The following is a 21,571-nucleotide window of genomic DNA, read 5'->3' on the forward strand; positions in this document are numbered from 1 at the left end:
TATCGAATAATAATAAAGAAGGAGCCATGTTCAGGCTCCTTCTTATATTTAGGTCCAGTCCAGTTTACCCCTTTACACTACCCACGACTAGTCCATGCACAAAATATCTTTGCAGGAACGGATAAATCGCCAGGATCGGAATGATAGACAAGAAGATCTGGGAGGCTTGCGTTGTACGGTCTGAGATTTGATTTAATAACGCAGCTTGTTCAAAAGTAATATTTTCAGTCTGGATCGATACCTGCTGAAGTATGGATTGTAAATAGGTGGCCAGCGGATAATGTTCCGGGCTTCTCATATAAATCATACCATCGAACCATGCATTCCAGTGCCCCACCAAAGCGAACAACGTAATGGTCGCAATACTTGGCATAGATACCGGCAGATACACACTCCATAACGTACGTAAGTGTCCTGCGCCATCCATCCATGCGGCTTCCTCCAATTCTTTTGGCAAACCTCTGAAGAAATTGAGCATAAGCAGAACATTAAAGATCGGCACCGCGCCCGGTATAACAAGCGCCCAGATGCTATCCAGCAGCCCCATTTCTTTTACAATTAAATAGCCAGGAATCAGACCCCCACTGAAGAGCATCGTGAACACAAAAACCCAGGCATACACGGTCCGTGAGCGGAAGGACTTTGCCTCTTTAGACAATGGATAAGCTACTAGAATCGTAAACAACAGGTTAACGGATACGCCAAGCACTACCCGGAGCAGACTAGTTCCGAAGGAGTGAATGAACTGGTTGTTCTGAAGGATATATTTATAGGAAGAAAGTGTGAAATCCACAGGCCAGAAGGTTACGCTACCCGCGTTAACAGCTGCGCTGGAGCTGAAGGAGATCGCCAGAATGTTCACGATCGGAAAAAGACAAAGCACTGCGAGCAAAGTCAGAAATACATAATTGCAGCGGAGAAACCAACGATAAGCAGTTGAAGTATGGTGCATTTAGTCCACTCCTTTCTCTCTAAAAAATCCGATATTTAGCAAAACGATACGCCAGATAATAACCCAGCCCGATAAATACGAAGGAAACTACCGATTTTATCAATCCTAGTGCGGTCGATACAGAGTATTGAGCATCCTGAAGACCAATTCGGTAAATCATCGTGTCCAAAATATCACCTGATTCATACACTAGCGGATTGTACAGGTTGAACACTTGGTCAAATCCCCCGTTCAGGACGTTGCCAAGACTGAGTGTAAGCATCAGGATCATAATCGGGCGAATGCCCGGAAGCGTAATATGCCAGGTCTGCTTCCATCTTCCGGCACCATCGATTACAGCAGCTTCATAAAGGGAGGAGTCAATGCTGGTTAAAGCCGCCAAATAAATGATCGTCCCGAATCCAAACTCCTTCCATTGATCTGTGATCACTAGTACGTATGGGAACCAGCTATTGTCCGCTAGAAATTGAATAGGCTGCATGCCTAGTGCTTTTAAAAGCATGTTGACAATCCCGCTGCTCGGAGACAGTACATCTACGATAATCCCGCCCAAGATAACCCATGAGAAAAAGTGCGGCATATAAATAATCGTCTGAATCGAACGTTTGAAGCCGTTTACACGAACCTCATTAAGCAATAGAGCCGCTATAACTGGCACGGTCAGGCCAGCAATAATTTTCATGACGGAGATAAATACAGTATTCCATACGACCTGACCAAAACCGGGAAGCTCAAACAAATAACGAAAGTTTTCGAGCCCTGTCCAGTTCATATTCTTAAACCCTGAGATCGGGGAAAAATTCTGGAAGGCAATTACAAGGCCAGCCATCGGAATATAACTGAAAATAATGATTACTATTAAGGCAGGTAAAATCATTAAATGGAGCGGAATATTACGTAGAAATTGCTTAGTATTAAAGTGCATATGCTTTCTCCTCCTTGTATCTCAATTATAGAGCAGCCCCAAATTGCCTTAATAGTGTAGCGTATTGACTTTAAGTATCTTTTGTTGACCTGGTTATCGAACCGAATAGCTGCTCAGCCAAAAAAAGAACTGCCCGTTTGTCATTATCATGACTAGGGGCAGTCCTCTTCTGCGTAGTTTTTACTAGTTTGCTTTTACGATATCATTTACTTCTTTCGTTATTTGATCTCCACCGAGCTTTTTCCAGTTGGCTACGAATTTGTCGAATTCATCGATAGGAAGACTTCCGTAAATGATTTTGACAAAGGTCTCTGCACGCAGTTTATCCAAGGTAGCCGCTTTGCTGTTCATCGTTTTGGTTGGGGCATAAATGAACTCATTCATCAACACCAAGTCATTGTCGCGGTAGTGTTTGATAACCGATTGTGAGCTAAGCGGCCCAAAGATCCGTTCCATATGCCATTTATCAAGATCTCCACCGCGGTAGCTTTGAATATCATCATAGAATAATTTAGCTTCAAGGCCCATGTTTGAGGTATCTCCCGATTCAAGGGCTTTTTCCACTTCATCCTGTGCCTTTACATTTTTGTTCGGTGGCAGGTTGGATACAACCGCGTTTTGGAAGCCCAGACCTGTGTCCCCGTTCAAATATTTTGCCCGTTCTGTTTTAGCGGACTCCCCAAACATTTTCTCTGCTTGGAAGTTAAGCAGCTTGATCAATGCCTCCGGATGCTCGTAGCCCTTACGGACCGCGAATACGCCACCAATTGTAAGATGGTTTTGAGTTTTGGCAGGTTGGTCATCAATAGATTGTACTGGATAAGGCACCCAGTTAACATTTTGATCTTTTTTAATCATGTCCTTTACTTGGAAAGGTGCCCATTGCGGCAAAAATAACATACCGGATTTACCAGCATTCACATCCTCCATCGCTTTGGCAAAGTCTTTTACCCCAAACTCTGGATCAATGACTCCTTCTTTATACAATCTTTGCAGCTCCGCAAGTCCAGCCTTTACCTCCGGTTGAATCGTACCATTCACAACCTCGCCATCGGCATTTTTGATCCAAGTTTCCAGGTAAGCATGGTACCCGAGAAGAAACGCATTGATTGGCAAGTCCTTGTTCAACGAAATGCCGTAAGTGTCCTGTTTGCCATTTCCGTCTGGATCTTTAAATGTAAAGTCTTCTGCAATCTTAATAATATCCTGCATGGATGTTGGTTCTGCCAGACCCAGCTTGTCCATCCAGTCTTTTCGAATCCATATCATATCAGAGGAATCCAGCGAACCCGGGAAGCTTACCATCGCCATCAGTTTTCCATCTTTCGTAACCGGCTTTAGTCCTGCTCCGTCTTCTTCAGCGTAATATTCTTTGACAAGATCCGAAGCATATTTATCAAACACCCCGGTCAAATCCTCCAACATGCCAGCTTCATAAAGCTGCTCGAATTGCACCGTGGACACCTTTAACAAATCAGGCAAATCGCCGCTCGCCAAGGTAACGTTCATTTTATCGTTATAGTTGGCATCAGCCACAATCCAGTCATAGGACACTTTAATCCCAAGTTCTTCCTCGTATCCTCTGGTCCAGATGTTATTGGAATGTGTATCGCCCTGCGCCAACGTCTCTTTGCCTGTTTCGTTCATCGTGGAGCGAAGTTTGATCGGCGGATCATATTTGGTTAAAGGACCGCCTTCCATTTCCGTTTGCGCACTAGTGTTTCCCTCTGCGGAACTACTACTGTTTCCACTATTATTGCTGGAGCAACCACTGAAAACTAATGATAAAACAATGGCCGATGCCATTAAAGGCAAGCCTTTAATCTTACTTTTCATCTATTGAACCTCCCTTATTTTCTATATCCTAATTGTAAGAAGAAAGCGTTAACACAGCGAGTGTGAACCGTTTACATTCGGTATCTTTTCTTTACCTATTCATGTTCGCCTAACAAAGCTCCGCTTTAGGGTCACTCTGATTATCATAATACTGTGAGATTGTTAGTGTCTATGTATTGGTAATTAATTACACGAAAAAGAGGCTGATCCTTATGCTACCCCTTAAGAATCTTAGCCATCAAGATTACCTATATAGTGAGCCGTCGGTACATAGTGTAGGAGGTATGGACTGAGGATTGCGTTGAGGATTGCCCTGAGGATAAATTCAACGTTGAATTCAGCATTGAATTACGCGGCATTACGCGGCATTACGCGTTTAATTGTATTTAGTACACTTATAATGCATCAAATCACTCAGCCAAAGGATATAAGTGTATTTCGTACACTTATATGCTTGCTTTTCTCGCCGATAGGTGAATTCTCTAGTTTTTAGTTGCAGAGAATGCAATTAAAGATACACATTCACCTTTTGCATAAGAAATAACTGTATAGAATGCAGTTATTTCGCGGATTCCAGCAAGAATCGGCGCACAAAAAAAATGCTGGGTGGAGACCGAAAACTGCATCTGCCAGATAGAGATGCTTTAGTCAATCCGCCGCGCTGCAAACTAAAAAACCAGGCAGCGCTTCTCCAATCGTCGGAGAATCGCTGCCTGGCTGTCTTTTTAACACTTATTGACCTATGATCTGATCAGTCTTTCCTTGCAGCTCCACTAGCTTCATGATCACCGAAGCCGCCAGCGCTTTTGTTACATTCTGCTGCGGATTAAACTTGCCGTTGTCATCCTTTAAGAGTCCCAATTTCACAACAAGAGCCACCGCCCCCTTATTGTTTATAGCTGAGCTATCACTAAACTGACTTACAGTCACATCTTTATCAAGATAAGCTGTAAGTTTATTGTATTTCAAGAAATTAGCCAGATGAACAGCAAGCTGTTCCCGGGTTAACTTACTCTCTACTTGCAGGCTTTCATCCTTATTGATCCATTTACGATCTGCTGCAAAAATAACAGCGTCATAATATGAATTCTCTGGCTTCACGCCTGCTACAGTTTTCCGTTCATTATTATTATAATAATTGGTGAAATTTGGGCTAGAAGCTTTGGCAAGATAGGTTAACCAATCACCGACAGTTATTTCTTGATCCGGGTTCACTTTGCCATCGGCATCCGGTGTAATCACATGGTGGTTTACCAATTCTGATAATTCTCGCTCTGCTGTATGGCCTTTGATATCCGTTGCAGATAGTTGAGCATCCTGCTGACCGAGATAATCATAGACCGCAATCCATTTTCCAGTGACTGCATCCAAAACCTGATTCAATCCGTTAGATTCATCAAAGGTTGTATCATATACCAGCTTCACCTTCGGTGCGACATAGTTTCTATAAGTATTATATCCGCCAACCTGAGTATACTTCAGCTTAGTCTGATATTTAGGTTTATAACTTTCGAGCGCTTCTTTCTTGGAAATTGTTGCATCAGGCGATAATGTGATTTCATCGATACTGCTTATCCGATTCCCCATATAAGAAGTCAGTCTGCCGTAAAGATCCAAGCTTACCGTAATGGTGCTGCCACTCACAGGAATTCCTTGATGATATCTAATAAACTGATATCCATATCCTGATCCGTCTGAAGTCAAACTCGAATTATCCCCGTATTCTACCAGCTTTAGCTTCTGGCTCGCCTGAGGATATAGACTATTAATTATACTAAGCGCTTTCACCTTCGCTTCAGCCTCACTAAGCTTCTTACCTCCAGCAGGTGCCGGCTCTTCCTTCTTCTTATCCTGAATAGCACCATAAGCTTGAACCTGGTACTGCAATACTTCACCGGTCTTTGCATCGATCTCGGCAGAGGATTGCTCTGGAAAGCCAGCACCAATGTAACGATCATTTCCATTACTGCCCCAGTATAGCTGCCAGATTTTTCGATCTGAATCCTGATAGTCATTTCTCAAGGTTTGCGAGATCAATTTACGGTCTGCTGGAATATAAGCAACCTTCTCTACAAGTTGTGCTGCTTCTTTTGCAGAAAGCTCTGTACTAGAACTTCTTGCCTGAAAAACATCCTTACTCTTCGCTACTTCTGAATACACGACTGAGGTGGATACGGATTCTTTTCCTTCATAATCTATCCGCTTGCCCGTTAATGCATCGATAGGATATAGAGACTGATCTATTGGACGCCAGCCTAGAATCCAGTTGTTAGGTTTTCCGTTCTTATAAATAGGAATGTAAAATAGGCCCACATCAAACTGTTCCGCAAATTGCTTCTGTGCTTGCTCCAAGGTAATCTTGGGCTGTGCAGACGGGTACTCAAGCCCTTGAGAAGACTTAGAGAATTGCGTTACATTTCCGTTACCATCCACAACTATGTTAATGCTGTCCGATCCAGAAGGAATACCATTCTTCAGAATACTGAAGTTATACCCATATTGAACAGGACCGAATAATGATTCCGAAAAATAACTATAACCGACATTCTCATTTAATTGCAGCTCACTGCTCTTAACTGATGAGGCTGCCTTAGCCACAAAAGTCTTGGCGATCTCCAATGCCTGAGTCTGCGATACTTTCGGTGGATAATAGGACTCGTTCTTTTCCTGCGAGAATGAGAGATAGGTATTGATGATATCACCATTAATGGCGTCTACCTCACTGCTAAAACCATATCCCATATTCCCTTCTTGAACCTGCCACTGAATATGCCAGATCATTTGATTTGCTGGTGCTGGGTAGCTTTGGTTAGATCCCAGTTGAACATTGTTTACAGTTGCATCTTTTAGGGATGGGAATAGTTCTTTTAACTTTGCAATGGCTTGCTCCTGCGTGAATTTCACTTTTGTAGGATCAGCCTCAGAGTTCGTAGTCGTAGCTGGAGCCGCTGATTGCGTACTAACCTGCGTTACGGAAGTGTTGCTGCTAACAGATATAGAATCGGCTGCGGCTAAGCCAGGGGGTAAGAGTAACGCGAGTGCAACTGAAGTGATCAATACCGTTTTAGCCGTTTGATGAACAAAAAGAGTACTATTGCTTTTCAAAAGAATTCATCCTCCTCTAACACGTGATTCATATTATTATACAGATATTTTCTTGTATTTTCCATAATTATTTAACGACAGGAAATTACGACATTTTGGTGATGTGAGCTATAATGGTAAACAGTTGCAGCTTTAATTCATCTAGAAAGGGGGTCACCAACATTACTGACTGGAACCTTCAGCCGCTTATTGACGGTATTACTAGCCTAGACATTCGCAGTTGTCTAATCGTTCAACATGGAGAAACCATACTGGAGCATTACCGTGATCCACAAATCGCTGCAGAGCTTGGCAAAATCAACTCGTGCACCAAAAGCGTACTTTCTGCCTTAGTTTGCATAGCCATAGATAAACTAATCATTCCACCTCCAGACACACCTATTTCTTTATTTTTTCCTTCATTAAAAGAAGATCGTGACCCACGTAAAAGAGAGATCACTATCGAACACTTATTAACGATGACCGGAGGCTTTAACTGGACAGAGTTCGGTGGGCAGAATTCTTTTCCGGCCATGACTAAAACCGCGGACTGGATAAAATACGTGCTTGCACAGCCATTAGCTCATACACCAGGAACCGTGATGACCTATAACTCAGGCTCCTCCCAGCTTTTGTCCGCAATCCTGCGTGATTGTTCTGGACAAGCGGTTGCAGAATTTGCCGAAGACCAGCTGTTTCAACCGCTTGGTATTCAAAGCTATCACTGGGAGAGCGATCCGCAAGGCATACATACCGGTGGGTTCGGACTTCATCTGAAGCCAGAGGATATGCTGAAATTCGGCTTACTTTATTTGCAGGAGGGACGCTGGAAGAATCAGCAGATCCTTTTTTCGGATACAATTCAGCAATCCACTCGCCCTTACGTTGAAGCCAATCATCCGCAAAAAGGATTCTACGGCTGGCATTGGTGGGTATCCCAGTTCAATGCAGGTTCAGAGCAGCAGCCGAACGAGATCCCTTATTATTTTGCACTCGGCTTCAAAGGGCAGCATATTATTGTAGTTCCTGCTTACGAGCTGGTTGCCGTTATCACCGCGGATAAGTACAAAAAAGGCTCTCCTGCAAATGTTTTCGGCCGGTTTATTGTACCTGCTCTTCTAGGGCAGTAAGAACCAGGAATCACATGCAGTTCTATGTGTGGATACCACACAATCCATAAAGCAGCCACAGCCATAGACTGATAAAGTCTTGGGCTGTCGCTGTTTGATTTGAACGAAAGATCGTTCTCAATTTTTCATCAATTAGTTTGCTGCAAGCTTAAATGACACCAAATTTCTTTAATGCGTAGGCTATCCCGCCTTCACTTGTTTTTTTTGTAACAAAATCCGCTTTTTGTTTTAACTGTTCCGCACCATTTCCCATCGCAATTCCCAATCCCACATACTCCAACATGTCGATATCATTTCCACCATCACCAAACGCGATAGCTTCTGACCTGCAAATATTCAGATAATTCAGCACTTGTTTAATCGCAATTGATTTAGAAACTTTTGTTTCTTCAAGCACATTCATAACGTATCCGTGAAAACGTTCGAACCGTAATTCAGGAAATCTATCTTGGAATTTTTGCGCTTCATTTTCGTCCGCATACAAGCATATACAGTAAACCTCCTCTGGCAGAGCGCTCATTTTTTCGGGATATTGTGTAAGACTCAAAGTCTCCATTAATGCCTTCATAACGCGCTCATCCTCGGAACCCATTCCGTTCATAGTTATAAGTTCGGTTAAATAGGACATGCCATGTCCGTTTAACTCAGCAAAAGCCGAGACATCCCGCACGGTTTCTGTTGAAAGCATTGATTTATAGATAACGTTATCCTTACATTTGATAAGCGCACCGTTAGCAGAAATAAAGGTATCAATGCCCATAGACTTGAACTCTTCACATAAGTTATGCGGTCTCCCTGTTGCAACTACGACTTTAATTCCTCTCTCTATCAACTTCTCAATTGCTTCTATCGTGCTAAGCGGGATGCTTCTATCAATTTCACTTACTAGAGTACCGTCCACATCAAAAAATACAATCTTATACATATTATGAAATAAGCCTCCCCGTTCGAACGTAACTAGATAGATTATATTTCATGGGATCTAAAACAAGAAGGAAGCCGATCACATGGATCGGCTTCCTTCTTGTTTTCTTATTCAGCTTCGGCACAACAAACTTACGTCGTTAATTTTGCATATACCACAAAAAATAACATCATTTCACCAATGATCAGGTAATTAGGTATAAGGAACAACAAATCTACTGCGAAAAAAACACCAAGTAAACCTAATAATAACGCCAAATGGAATATCCCTAACCGTTGCTGTATACGTCTATATTTATGGAAGACCAGTGAGGTAGAGAAGAAGTAAAGCAGGACCGATCCAAAAATAAAACACACCATAAATATATAATTTAATTGATCTAAAAATAACAGTTGGATCGAAGCTGCAATCATACTCAAGGATACATAAATAAATAAATGTCCATAAATTATGGTTTGCCCGGCAGTCTCTATAGTTTTGTCCACTTTCTTTTCAACATTATCAAAATATTGCCACCACATAGCTATAATTAATAGAAAAGTTAATAATGCAAATACAATAGATTGCCACGTCCAGTGGCTAGACTGTAAAACCGCAAGGATACTGACCACTGATTCCCCAAGCAGAATAAGCGTAAACAACGAGAAGCGTTCTAATAAATGATGAGTATTGATCGGACTTTTCACCAAGTATTTCCGACCGACTAATGGAAGCAAAATGTCTACAGTAATTCCCGCATACAAAACTACATAACGCATCCAAGAGTCAAAGAAAAGTGATAAAGAAGAGATCACTAATCCAATCCAAAATCTGCTTCCCAGATACCGGGCAGTGCCCTTTCTATCATCCTCTTCATTCTTATTTACCGTAAGATATTGAATGGCTGTCATAGCTCTTAAACCAACATAACCTATTAAGAATGGCATATAATATTGATCAAAGTTAACCGATAAGCTCGCCGTCATTATTAATACAAAAAATAATTGTAGAATCAGAAATATCCGATGTGAAAAGATGTCTTGCCCAAACCGATTTACAAAAAGCGATTGCCCTACCCAGGCCCACCAGATCGGAACAAATATCAAGATAAATTTAGATAAGTATTCAAGTGGGATTTTACCCGCCTCTACATGCAATAGGACATGGCTCGCTTTTGAAACTGCTGCTACAAAAAGCAGATCATAAAATAGCTCCAGCCAAGTAACTTTCTTCTCAGCAATGGATGCTGTACTGTGCTCAAATCCCGATGTGCGTTTATTCATCGTCTGACTCCCTTGGTTTGGATGTGTATTTCTAATACAGTTTATCGAATACTTATCCATCTTAACCGAATTGATATACTAATTTGAAGCCCCTTTGCCTAAAATAAAACCAGCAAGCCCCCACATACGGGAGGCTTGCTGGTTTTTTCTGACTAGAGCTTTGTTCTTATTCCCCGGCAATACCGGAGCGTTCCACACTTTCTACGAAATGACGCTGTACGAACAAATACAGAATCAGAATTGGCAGAATGGTTAGAATACACGCCGCCATAACCTGATTCAGTCCAGTTGGGGCCATCCCAATAGAACCCGAAGTCATTTGCGACATCGTCTCCGCTGCCTGATTATTGGAACCATAAAACATCGCTAATCGCTGCGACAGATTATAGAAATCCGGTGTTGTTAAATACGTATTCGGTTCAAAGCTGTCATTCCAGTGCCATACCACAGAGAATAAGAATACGATCAGCATTGCGGGCTTGGCGATAGGAAACATGATTTTCCAGTACGTTCTGAATGCGCCTGCACCGTCGATACGTGCTGCTTCCTCCAACACTTTAGGCATTCCGCGGTAGAACTGAATAAAGATCAGTACGAATAATGCCCCCTTCAACCCGTGCCCAAACATAGAGGGAACCACAAACGGCAAATGTGTATTAATCCACCCCAAGTCACTAAAGAACAAATACAGTGGCACAACAATCGTCTGCGGTGGAACTAGAAAAGTAAACAACAGCAGAACGAAACACACTGCGTAGCCTGGAAAACGGTATCTGGCAAAGCCATAACCGATTAAGGAACAGCTTAAGATTTGCAGAACCGCACTCCCGAAGGAAATAATCGTACTATTTGCGAACCCGGCCCAGAATTTTAGCGAATCCCATGCCAGAAAATAGTTGCCAAAACTTATCTTTTTCGGAAGCCATTGCACTGTGGCATCGGCCACGTCTGTTACTTGCATCATGGATTTGGATACCATGTATAACAAGGGATATAGGAATACGAACGTTAAGCTGAGAATAACCAAGTAATAAAAAGCGATATTCAGCACCTGAAGCGAACGTTTCACGACCCTGTCCAGCTTGCCGCTTGCTTTTAGACGAGTTGTCAGATGTTCCATGTTCGTTGTCCGAACCTGCTTTACGGATTCCTTCAACATCTTCTACTTCCTCCCTTCGGTGGCACCGAGCGACTTGCTGAATAACAGGAAGACCAAACCCAGAACCAAGAAAATAAACACAAAATAAATCCAACCCATCGCTGAGCCATATCCAAAATCATTATTCTTAAAGACGACATTCAAAATATGACTCATGATTTGATTATCTGCCTTCGTGAATGAGCTGACGATACTAAACAATGTGTTTACGAGCATCATCGGCATAATCATCGGGAAGGTGATTTTCCAAAAGCTTTCCCACGCGGTTGCTCCATCACATTTGGCCGCTTCATACAGTGAAACAGAAATCGTCTGTAACCCCGCTAGAAAAATCAAAATTTGCACGCCAGAATCCCACATCACCAGCGTTAAAGATTCTGCATATTTCAGCAACGACTTCAAAATGTCGCCGGGGATAAAGTTATGGAGCTTATCATATAAATCCTGATTATAAAAAATCGGTAAATTTGCGGCACCCTGATCCATCAATTTGCCCAGGATCGCCCCTGAAGCAATGATGACCGGCAAAAAGAACACGCCACGAAAAAAGGTTTTTCCTACGAGTCCTCGATTTAGCAGAATCGCACAAAAGAGCGAAAAGATAAGAATTAACGGAACCTGAGTCACCGTCGACACCATCGTCGATTTGAGCAGAGGCAAGAAATTAACATCTGTAGTAAAAGCGGCGCGATAATGCTCCATCCCAACAAAAGTGGCCAGTAAGCCGCTTTTGCTCACTTGGAGATCCTGAAAGGAATAATACAAGGAACGGCCCAGCGGAACAGCCATAAACACCAGAAATCCGACCAGCCACAGGCCGATGAAGGAATATCCTTCAACGAAATAACGCGCTCGCATCGATAGCTTTGATTTTTTCACTTCATCATCCTCCTGTTACCGCATAGCTGAATGCCTCGACGGTCTGACCAGACACGTCAACAGACTGCTCATTATAGTTGACTATAATGCTCACACCGTTTGCATAAGTCGTCCGAAAGACCTTACTTTGCAGCTGCTCATGATTCGTCATTTGCTGGTTACTAATGCTGTCATAGACCTCTTTCAATGCGAGATAATTCTGTACAGAAGGTGCCAGCCAGTTCTCAAGACTAGAACTGAACAGCCGGTCTGCCATGGTTCTCTGAAGATCGCTAGTCGGAGCATAAGTTAATTCATAACTTGGAAGGGCTCCATATTCCAGCGCCCGTAAGGTTTGGTTACGGGAATCATCGTACAGATTAACCGGGCTTGCTGTATAAGGCACTAAGCCGTGTAACACTAGTTGATAGAAAGGAATCGCCCGATCTGTATAGACAAATTGACTGGAGTCGAGCGGCACTTGATCAATCCGGTTCACATGTCCTAATGTATAGGCAAAACCATAATCTACTGCCGTGTTAAGCTCACCCTTACGGAAGTTATCCAATGCATTAACATAAGTATCTTCTGTAAGCTGGCGGTCCGTATTGGATTTATTATCCTCATCGGAGTATAGCAAGCTTCCAAAGTGTTCAAACTGTACACCCTTCACACCCAAATCCTGGAACTTGCTCAGCTCAGCATTACTGCGTTTTGCGATAACACTAGGTTTCATTAAATAGAAATAATCATCCGTATTCCACCGGGTAGAGAGATAATAAACGTACTGCTTCAAGACTTCACGATTAATGCCGCGCACAGCATCTCTGCTTGCCTTCACGCTGTTGCTATCTTGGTAAGGTTTCACGTAGTTAGCTTTCAAATAAAGATTTACGCCCTTGCCTGCGGCATATTCCTGAAGCTCTTTAAGTCCCTTTTTACCTCCCAGCTTCTTTTCAACCGGAAATTGTTCTGGCTGGTTTCCGTATAAACCATTTTTGGACCATCCCTCGATCGTAATCTCTAGCTGAGTAACACCCTCTGCCTGATATTGATCAATCATGTCCTTGATTTGTTTAAACGTAGCTGCTTCTATAAAAGTTGAACCGATGACTTCATCACGAGAAATCCCACCGAGCACTTGAAGATACAATGGCGTGTTCTCAAGAACTACTTCCTTGACCTTTTTCTCTTCCATTAAATAATTACGGTATTCCTTCGCCATCCCAACGTAGTTAGCTTCCTCGCCTTGGAGCAGAACATAACGTACGCTACGATCGGTTTTGATCATCTCACCCTGATAATAAGGAATTTGGCCGGAATTGCCGACAAAAATAACATCATCCTTGCGCAGGGTAAATTCACTTGATGCTCTATAAAGCGAAATAGCGCGAATGCCTGATGGAACACCGTTTATTTTAGCGTCGGTATCTCCCTTAGTAACAATTGCTAAATATCCGGTGTCTCCCTGATAGATCCCAAACACTGGCAAAGCGATGGCTTTTTTAAGAGGTGCCGCCTTTTGCCAAGAGTTATCCGTAATTTCATGATTTTGTTTCACGAAGGTTTCGTCCCCGCCGTAAATGTACTCAGAATAACCTTTCAAATAAACGGGATGTTCTTTACGAAACTCCAGCAATGCCCCTGAACCATCTGGAAGCATCATTGCCCCCTCTGCATCTTCTCTAGCCGCATGAAAAAATGGCAGAACCTCCAGACTCGTGAATTTCGCATTCCCCTCTTCCTTCAAATACTCCTGTGGAATGGAAGCCTCAAATCCATTAGCCGTCAGTCTGTACTCCAGAGCAAAAGAAAGCTTCAGGCTAATAAAAGCAAACTCCGCGCGGACGACATCTTGCTCAATCGTTACGGTAACCGTGGAGTCCTCATCTTTAAGTGGGTAGACCTGTGTAATGTCAGCCCCCTGTGTGTATCTTGCATAAATCGGCGCGGTCGTGTATTTCTTAATATTTGGCATGGCTGTTCGCTCCAGCTGTGGAGATCCAAGCCACTCCTTGTTTGTGATTTTGTCTGTGATGCGAAGATTTCCCGATTTCTCATCTACATATAAAATATAGCGTTCGTTCTCCAATGCTTTTGTTCCAGGCGTGACCGGCTGCAGCTCAACCTTCTGTACAGGTGCTGTTACAGCGGCTGGGGTCTGCTCTTCTGCAGGAACCACAGTCTCCTTTTCTTGCACGGCTGGGGTCTGTTCTTCAGCTGGTTCAGTTACCACCGATGTTTGCTCTTGCCCAACCTCTTTGCTTTCTTCAGTCTGAACAGACTGCGCAGCGGTGGACGGATCGGCGGAACTGTGTAGGGGTTGAACATTTATCACTGCGAACAGCATCATCACAACAATACAGAGAATGCCCCGCACTTTAACTTTTTTTCTCATCGTGTTACCTTTCCCTCCTTACGCGCGCAATCTCAATTCTTTGAGCAGATCGACAATAAATGAAACAAATTGATTGGAAATACCAAACAGCAAAATACCTACGAACCAGATAATGGTGATTCCTATTACACTGATTATGGTGATAAAAATAACCTTGCGAATCTCAAAATCATGCAGGATCTTCACCTTCATTAAAATCAACCAAGCCACCCAAAGAATCACAAACTTGTGCAGCAGATTGAAGGTTGAAGCCTCATCCAGCGAAAGGACCAACGTTAACAGTGTGACTGGAAGGATAAAGAGCATGTATGGAACAAGGGCAAAGGCACTGCCCACAAAAATCTCTTTGAATTTCCCCTCACCATCCATAATCGTACTGACACCCCAGTTCGAGACACACCAGGTCAACCAAGGAACGATAAGCCAAATAAACTCATGAAACATGGAGATTTCATGCGGCTCTCTTGTTTGAAAAGCATACCCTGTAATCAGAATCGAGATCATTCGTGCCACAAAGGTCAGTAGAACGATGGCAATCCCCTGTATCCAGCGGATACGCTGCTTTCCTTGAATATCGTTATAGAACTGATAAGGATGAACTACAACCTGATGAATCATTCGCAAAGTGTTCATCCAATCTCCCCCTTTGCCGGATCCAATACTGCCTTGTTTCCTCTATACAGCCAGGTATGGAATCTCCGGTATAATCTCGGCACACTCCAGAGCAGTACTAAGAACAGTCCAATTCCGCCGGCGAAGAAATAAGTAAAGTGCTCTCGGATAAACAATTTACGATATTCGCGGAAAGCAGATGAATAGTCAGCTTTGGAATTTGAAAGCTTGAAGTAGCTCATAGATTCCTTATATTGCTCTGCTTTATATAGCGCTTTGCCGATAGCTTGATAAGCCATATCATAATTGGCGTTCAATCGCAGCACCTCTTGCCATAAGGATTGCGCTTCGTCATAGCTGCCATCTACATAGAGCAAAGACGCCTGATGAACCAAATCCGCAAAGGGCGTGGTCCGGAAGCGATCGATTCTGCCCCGTCCTTTATCCACTACATAGATCAGGCCATCAGCGGTTTGATCTACGGCGGAAGGAGTCACGAAGAGTCCATTCTGATCCCCGATCCCGCCGAAGCTGAATAACAAATTCCCCAGCTTGTCATATTGAAAGACTTTACTGGACTGCAAATCCAGCGCGGTTATAAATCCGTTCTTATCAATACTGATCCCCATAAAGGAAGCCATACTGAATGGACCCTCAGAGTAATAATCGCCGTACCAGCGTTTACCAATGTTCAGCGTATCTACGCCTACCGGAGATAACCGTTTGATCTGGTTATACTCTTCGCCCAGGGTTGTGCTGTAGATAAATCCTTCTTCATCCAGATCCACGTTGGAGAACTCAGAAGGTTTAACGGTCGCCAGCTGGTTCTGCTGCTCTTTGGTGGCCACCAGCTTAATTAAGAGTCGTGTCCAGGAGAAGCCTACATGGTTCGCTCCATAGAACCCCTTGAACTTACCGCCTGAGTCAATTTGCAGCAACCCCTGCGTGTTACCATCGCTCACCACATACATATAATCACGCTTATCTACGACTAATTTAGAAGGAGAATAAGAGAAATTAGCACCCAGTAATGGGCTGTCCGGTTTTAGAAACTCTTTTACGAACTTGCCATTTTTATCAAAAATAGCAATACGCGCGTTTTTTGTATCTGCTACATATACCGTTCCATCCTCTTTCACGAATACACCCTTCGGCTCTTGCAGCTTGCCGCTGCCTTCCGTATCGCCGATCAGATTTAGCAGACGACCGTCCTTATCCATATGAACAATACGGCTATTGCCCGTGTCTACTACGTAGAGTGAATCGTCATCACTAATAAAGAGAGATTCCGGATTTTTGAAGGACCCCGTATCTGTTCCTGTTGGATCGATAGAAGAATCGTAGAGATAACCATTAATCGAGCGGACCTCATTGCCGGACTGATTCCACGTATACCCCTCATATGGGGCTTCACCAGCTAGCGCCTGCCCTGGAAGCAGCAGCACTGGCAGTGTCAGCGTCACCAGTAGCCCTGTTAGCAGCATTTTTTTCATATTACGTCCTATCATCATGACTCCCCCTATTCCTTCAGCCCCGAATGGGCCATTGTCTGAAGCACCATCCGCTGCGTTAATATAAAGACAAGAATAGTCGGGAGAATCATCAAGAAGCTTGCTGCTGCCAAAGTGCCTACCCTAGCAACGACTCCGGCTCCACCACTGATGGTTTGGATGGCAAGCGGCAATGTCTTCATTTCCTGAACAGTCGTATAGACCATTGAAGGATACGGATCATTCCAAGCAGAAATGAAGCTGAATAAAGCAAAAGTCGAAATCGCCGGCTTAAGCATTGGCATCACAACCACCCAGAATACCTTCCATTCGGAAGCCCCGTCTATGCGGGCCGCCTCTAATAAAGCGTCTGGAAGCTGCCGCAGGAACTGGGTCATAAGAAACATTCCCATCGGTGCAGCCAGATAAGGTAAGATCATTGCAAAATACGAATTCATTAATCCGCTGCGGCTAATCAGCAGATATTGCGGAATTTGCAATACTAAGGGTGAAAACATCAGCGCCGCCACAATCATACTAAAGATAGCGCTTTTAAATGGCATATTGTGCTTGGCAAGCGGATAAGCTGCCATTGCTGAAATTAAGACACCCCCGACCACAATCCCTGATGTAACAACCACGCTATTGAAAATAAACCGTGAGAACGGCACCGCCGAAGTTCCGGTAATTAACAGCAGATCACGAAAGTTCACCAACGTCGGATTCACTACGAAAAACCGTGGTGGGAACAGGAATAGTTCGCTTGTAGGTTTTAAAGCAGTCACTGCCATATAGACAAGTGGCAGCAGCATAATTAGGCCAAACACCGTTAAGAACAGATATAAAAAGATGCCGCCATAGTCAATACGCCGTAAATTTATTTTGTGCATCCTAATCCCTCCCCAGCACTTTGAAGATGAGACGGTTGAGCCCAAGCATCAAAGCGAACAGTAATACAGCAATCGCTGACGCATATCCCATCTCAAAGCGGATAAATGCGTAGTCGAACAGATGCGCCATAATCGTATGGCCTGCATAAAGGGGACTCGGAAATCCAACAAGCCGCATACTGACGTCAAATACGGTAAGCGAACCGACCACCTGCATCACCGCACCGAATAACAGCTGCGGTTTGACGCATGGAATCGTAATGTACCAAAGCTCCTGCCAGCGGTACTTGACCCCATCAATTGAGCCAGCTTCATATAAATCTGTCGGTACATTTTGAAGTCCGGCCAGAAAAGCAAGGAAACCTACCCCCATACTCATCCATAAGGAAACTATGATGATCACCGGTACGATCGAATCTACATTTTGTAGAAATAAATAAGGTTCATTGATAATCCCCAGCTGAATGAGCCAGTGATTGAGCAACCCCTTGCGGTCGCCGGCGAACAAATACAACCAAACCACGGACATTGCTACTGCACTTGTAATCGATGGCACATAGTAGCATAGGGTATAGAAAAAGCGGAACTTCTGCGGAATCTGGCTAATCAGCCAGGCCAGCAAGAAGGCCATAATATAACCTATCGGACCTGTAATAATGGCAAATTTCAGCGTAATCCCAACAGCTTTAAGAAAGATATCATCGTCTACAAACAACAGCTTATAGTTAGAGAAGCCAATGAATCTCGGTGTCTCAATAATGTTGTAATAGCTGAAGCTTAGAACGACGGACATGATAATAGGAACAATAGTAAAAACGGTGAACAGAATCAGGAAAGGGGCCAAGAAATAATAGGAAACTTTATTTTTCTTGATATCTAACCAAAGCTGAGTCCATTTCCCGGGAGTTTTCGTCGGCTGCATCTGTACGGCTTCGTTCTGTACCGGTGTAATTATTTCACTACTCATTTCTGACCTCCTTCCTCTTTGGCGCTTGAAGTCTGGGAAGTTTCAATTCCGAACTCTTCGCGTTTCTTACTAAGCTCTTTATTGATTTCACGTACACCTTGCTCCATCGCCTCCCGCGGGAATTTACCGTTGAGCACAATTTCATTCCAGATGTTGGCGATATGCCGGGTCGTGTAATATCCTCCAAGCACCACTTCGCGCTCTTTAAACCACTCCCACTGTTCCATAATGGCGTCGATATCATCCTGCTGCCACGGCAGACGTTTGAGTGCTTCAACATTGGCTGTATTCCAACGAGCTTCAACACCCAACAAAGACTCAAGCTCTGAGCCGAAGTTCTCCTGTGCATCCGCACTGGTCCACCATTTCAGGAACTCCCAAGATTCTTCTTTCATATCCGTATCCTTAAAAATAATTCCTGTCTGTGCAAGCCCGCCTGTAGAACGGTTAATCTGTCCATCTGCTTGTTCAATACCCGGCATTGGTTTCATGCCCCACCAGCCTGTCAATTCAGGTGCGGCAGTAGATAACAGAATGTATGTGGAATAATCAGCAACGCCGATTGGCATCTCTCCAGAACGGAAACGGTTATAGAAATCCGCTTGTTTCTGCAGCTTGTAGTTCGTAAAGAGTCCCGTCCACATTTTCATAGCTGTCAGTGCTTCTGGTGAATTCAGATCAGACAACATCCCATTATTCTTATAGAAATCCCCGCCATACTGGAATAAGAACGGCGCAAACTCATTAATTGCTAGACTTGGATTGTTCGGGGCATGTGGATAATAGAAGTCCATCCCGTTTTGTTGCAGCACAGGAATCAGTTCCATAACCTCTTGCCACGTATCCGGAATATCCTTCTCGCTAATGCCCAGCTGTGCCATAATATCTTTCCGGTAAAAGAGCATCGTGAAGTTCTGATTCTCCGGCAATGCGAAGTCTCCGTTATCATACTTATAAGGAATCAGTGCACCCGCTCTGAAACGTTCAGCAACCTCTTGATAATCTGAGAATTCATTCAGATTCACGAGTGAATTCCGCACCGCGAAGTCAATCGGCACTTCACCCTCAACCCCCAGTGCCACATCGGGAGCAAGTCCGGCAGTATTGGCTAATAACAGAATCTGCTTCTGATCCGCTGCAAGCGTAGGAATAATATTGACGTTCACCTTGATGCCCGTGTTTGGTGTAAAGTCCTCATCCACCATTTGCTTAATGATCTCCGCCCAATCACGTCCACGTGAGATCCAGACATCCAGCACCTTTTCATTTTTGTACGTATTTCCTATGCCGCTGTAATCCTTTGTAAAAGAACTAAAGAAGTCATACGTCATCGTCCCTACACGGGTATACCAAGGAGCCGCGTCTTTAGGCCATGGCTGATCTTCCGACTTCACTTCAATATAGTCCATTACAATACTCTGCTTCATTAATCCGTTGACCCATAAGCCAAGTGATGACTGCAGGTCCGTAAATTGCTGAAGACGACCTGGAATACTTGAGGTATCCTTCGCCATTTCAAGGAACCGGTCACGTGCTTCATAAAGCGTACTCAGCTCAGAGCTTCCATCAGCAACGCCAAAAGCATACATATCCTGCACAGCATCATCCAACGTCCGCGCCATCAAATGTAAACGTGGCACAAGATTAGGAATGTTCTGCTCCAGCTGCCAATCCCCGTTTGGATCAGGGTTCGTTCCCGTTACCTGCGTGATTTCACGTCCCAAAAGAGACATTTTATGTGTAGTGTTCAGCACAGCTTCAATCATTCCGCCAACGCCCGATACTTGAACTTCCATCCGCAACGTATGCTTACCTTGTTCTAGATAAAAGAAGTACTCTCCATCCTCATTCCCTAGCTTGTTTACTTGCCATTCCGCTTTGTAAGGGAATTTCAAGGCATTCAGCTCTTGGAACGGTACCTCGCCATCAATCATAATCCGGCGTTCCACCGGTATCCCGTTTAGGAACCACTGGCCGTAACGAATTGCGATATTGTAGAGCCCTGACTCAGGAATCTCGAAATCCCATTCCGCCCATTGTCCACCCGTACGCCACCCGACACCCCCAAAACTATTAAGCACAATAGCATCTTTGTTAAAAGGTTCGGTGAGTGGCTCCCGATCCTCGATCCGCTTCAGCGTTGGATCTGAACGAAGGGAGGATTCTTCTGCCTGAATTTTGATCACTTGATTCTGAACAGGCTTGTAACCCTTATTCTCATACTCCTGCTTCACTTCCGCATAAGTCGGGAGCGGTTCTGGAGAAAATATTCTCAGTTCACTAAGTGCAGCCGGTTCCCGGATGGCTTCCAGCTTCACCGTATGCTCCCCTTTGGTCAGATAAAAGCGAAAGGGATCCGCAGTTCTGGCCTCGGCATCTCGAAACTCCCGATATTGCCAGCCTGTTACCTCTTCCCGCTTGGGATTAAATTCATTCCCTTGATTGTCCAGCCATGGCTCTGCACTTTCCTTCCACATCCGCTGGAATTCCATTTTTTTTACTTGAGAGAATAAATACTCCCCATCAATCTTTACGCTTCGAATGATCGAGGATCGTTTACCAGGAAGGGCATAATACTCCATCCCCATCTGATACAACCCATCTGCCGGAACCGTAAATTTATATTCCACCCAGCTATCCTCTGCTTTAAGCGCTAGTACCTTGCCGGGTTTTCCACCAAGATCCGTCATTACCTCTGTACCTTCAGAACTAATGGCCTTATAATCCCCCGAAGGAATAGCAAGCGTAAAATCCGATGAGTCCTTTGCTCCATCCTGCTGTTTTTCCTCGTAATAGCTTAAGTAAGAGGCTTCGAGTTTTGAATTCACACTATCGCTTTCTAAAATAGAGCTTTCATCAACATCCGCATAAACGGGGATGCCATCCATCGCTGAATTATCAAACCCTCGTGATTGATTCCACCACACTAGGGAGACTCCTAAAAGTACCAGTAACAACAAACTAATCTTATATTTTCGCAGTATGCGTAACACGCATCGGTCTCCTCCCATCTTTACGGGCCTCTCGGACTTAAGTGAATACAAGCAGGGCAGCTCTGGCAATTGCAGGCTGCCCCTCCTGTT

At 43.9% G+C, this 21,571-nt stretch carries 15 protein-coding genes; 1 reads left to right on the top strand and 14 read right to left on the bottom strand.

The features are described from left to right. Positions 1–64 precede the first annotated feature (64 nt). The 4 genes from MHH86_RS24950 to MHH86_RS24965 all read right to left on the bottom strand — a co-directional run bounded on the left by MHH86_RS24950 (position 65) and on the right by MHH86_RS24965 (position 6,818). Positions 65–952 carry a carbohydrate ABC transporter permease gene (locus MHH86_RS24950; protein ID WP_076099478.1) on the bottom strand — a complete coding sequence of 296 codons (888 nt, stop codon included), beginning with the start codon at positions 950–952 and terminating at the stop codon, positions 65–67. A gap of 19 nt (positions 953–971) precedes the next feature. Then, the gene (locus MHH86_RS24955) at positions 972–1,877 is read right to left on the bottom strand and encodes an ABC transporter permease subunit (protein WP_036679607.1); all 906 of its coding nucleotides are present in this window, start codon (positions 1,875–1,877) and stop codon (positions 972–974) included. Between the two features lie 183 nt (positions 1,878–2,060). Beyond that, a complete protein-coding gene (locus tag MHH86_RS24960; RefSeq protein WP_076179392.1) occupies positions 2,061–3,713 on the bottom strand; it encodes an extracellular solute-binding protein in 1,653 nt (550 codons plus the stop codon). Between the two features lie 732 nt (positions 3,714–4,445). Beyond that, positions 4,446–6,818, bottom strand: coding sequence for a YcdB/YcdC domain-containing protein (locus tag MHH86_RS24965; protein ID WP_036679615.1), 2,373 nt, complete (start codon positions 6,816–6,818; stop codon positions 4,446–4,448). Between the two features lie 113 nt (positions 6,819–6,931). On the opposite strand from MHH86_RS24965, the gene MHH86_RS24970 reads away from it, so the two are divergent. Then, positions 6,932–7,927, top strand: a complete 996-nt coding sequence (locus tag MHH86_RS24970; RefSeq protein WP_081383658.1) for a serine hydrolase — start codon at positions 6,932–6,934, stop codon at positions 7,925–7,927. Between the two features lie 148 nt (positions 7,928–8,075). On the opposite strand, the gene MHH86_RS24975 is transcribed toward MHH86_RS24970, so the two are convergent. From MHH86_RS24975 to MHH86_RS25020, 10 genes are all read right to left on the bottom strand, one after another. Then, positions 8,076–8,852: a Cof-type HAD-IIB family hydrolase gene (locus MHH86_RS24975; RefSeq protein ID WP_036679618.1), complete on the bottom strand. Its 777-nt coding sequence runs from the start codon at positions 8,850–8,852 to the stop codon at positions 8,076–8,078. Between the two features lie 131 nt (positions 8,853–8,983). Then, the gene (locus tag MHH86_RS24980; protein ID WP_036679744.1) at positions 8,984–10,072 is read right to left on the bottom strand and encodes a low temperature requirement protein A; all 1,089 of its coding nucleotides are present in this window, start codon (positions 10,070–10,072) and stop codon (positions 8,984–8,986) included. Positions 10,073–10,280: 208 nt separating this feature from the next. After that, positions 10,281–11,273 (bottom strand): carbohydrate ABC transporter permease, encoded by a 993-nt coding sequence (locus MHH86_RS24985; RefSeq protein ID WP_081382488.1) that lies wholly within the window; start codon positions 11,271–11,273, stop codon positions 10,281–10,283. 3 nt (positions 11,274–11,276) lie between these two features. Then, positions 11,277–12,152 (bottom strand): sugar ABC transporter permease, encoded by an 876-nt coding sequence (locus MHH86_RS24990; RefSeq protein ID WP_052097289.1) that lies wholly within the window; start codon positions 12,150–12,152, stop codon positions 11,277–11,279. Positions 12,153–12,156: 4 nt separating this feature from the next. Continuing rightward, the gene (locus MHH86_RS24995; RefSeq protein WP_342479473.1) at positions 12,157–14,529 is read right to left on the bottom strand and encodes a DUF5696 domain-containing protein; all 2,373 of its coding nucleotides are present in this window, start codon (positions 14,527–14,529) and stop codon (positions 12,157–12,159) included. Positions 14,530–14,547: 18 nt separating this feature from the next. After that, on the bottom strand, positions 14,548–15,162 hold the full coding sequence (locus MHH86_RS25000; protein ID WP_076141536.1) for a YIP1 family protein: 615 nt from the start codon (positions 15,160–15,162) through the stop codon (positions 14,548–14,550). Then, positions 15,159–16,652 carry an NHL repeat-containing protein gene (locus tag MHH86_RS25005; protein ID WP_143761269.1) on the bottom strand — a complete coding sequence of 498 codons (1,494 nt, stop codon included), beginning with the start codon at positions 16,650–16,652 and terminating at the stop codon, positions 15,159–15,161. Before MHH86_RS25005 ends, MHH86_RS25000 begins: the two co-directional genes overlap by 4 nt. An 8-nt stretch (positions 16,653–16,660) precedes the next feature. After that, complete coding sequence (locus MHH86_RS25010) at positions 16,661–17,521, bottom strand: carbohydrate ABC transporter permease (protein WP_036679629.1); 861 nt, start codon at positions 17,519–17,521, stop codon at positions 16,661–16,663. 1 nt (position 17,522) lies between these two features. Continuing rightward, on the bottom strand, positions 17,523–18,488 hold the full coding sequence (locus tag MHH86_RS25015; RefSeq protein WP_051491076.1) for a sugar ABC transporter permease: 966 nt from the start codon (positions 18,486–18,488) through the stop codon (positions 17,523–17,525). Beyond that, on the bottom strand, positions 18,485–21,415 hold the full coding sequence (locus MHH86_RS25020) for an extracellular solute-binding protein (RefSeq protein ID WP_076099484.1): 2,931 nt from the start codon (positions 21,413–21,415) through the stop codon (positions 18,485–18,487). Before MHH86_RS25020 ends, MHH86_RS25015 begins: the two co-directional genes overlap by 4 nt. Positions 21,416–21,571: the final 156 nt, after the last annotated feature.

This window comes from Paenibacillus sp. FSL F4-0097, assembly GCF_038593125.1.
GTDB classification, from domain to species: Bacteria; Bacillota; Bacilli; order Paenibacillales; family Paenibacillaceae; genus Paenibacillus_AQ; species Paenibacillus_AQ odorifer.

Excerpts from the sequence above, each read along its gene's own strand:
- MHH86_RS25015 (WP_051491076.1), bottom strand. The coding sequence starts at position 18,488 with ATGAGTAGTGAAATAATTACACCGGTACAGAACGAAGCCGTACAGATG.
- MHH86_RS25005 (WP_143761269.1), bottom strand. The coding sequence starts at position 16,652 with ATGATGATAGGACGTAATATGAAAAAAATGCTGCTAACAGGGCTACTG.
- MHH86_RS24950 (WP_076099478.1), bottom strand. The coding sequence starts at position 952 with ATGCACCATACTTCAACTGCTTATCGTTGGTTTCTCCGCTGCAATTAT.
- MHH86_RS24985 (WP_081382488.1), bottom strand. The coding sequence starts at position 11,273 with ATGTTGAAGGAATCCGTAAAGCAGGTTCGGACAACGAACATGGAACAT.
- MHH86_RS24995 (WP_342479473.1), bottom strand. The coding sequence starts at position 14,529 with ATGAGAAAAAAAGTTAAAGTGCGGGGCATTCTCTGTATTGTTGTGATG.
- MHH86_RS25000 (WP_076141536.1), bottom strand. The coding sequence starts at position 15,162 with ATGAACACTTTGCGAATGATTCATCAGGTTGTAGTTCATCCTTATCAG.
- MHH86_RS25010 (WP_036679629.1), bottom strand. The coding sequence starts at position 17,521 with ATGCACAAAATAAATTTACGGCGTATTGACTATGGCGGCATCTTTTTA.
- MHH86_RS24955 (WP_036679607.1), bottom strand. The coding sequence starts at position 1,877 with ATGCACTTTAATACTAAGCAATTTCTACGTAATATTCCGCTCCATTTA.
- MHH86_RS24975 (WP_036679618.1), bottom strand. The coding sequence starts at position 8,852 with ATGTATAAGATTGTATTTTTTGATGTGGACGGTACTCTAGTAAGTGAA.
- MHH86_RS24960 (WP_076179392.1), bottom strand. The coding sequence starts at position 3,713 with ATGAAAAGTAAGATTAAAGGCTTGCCTTTAATGGCATCGGCCATTGTT.
- MHH86_RS24970 (WP_081383658.1), top strand. The coding sequence starts at position 6,932 with ATGGTAAACAGTTGCAGCTTTAATTCATCTAGAAAGGGGGTCACCAAC.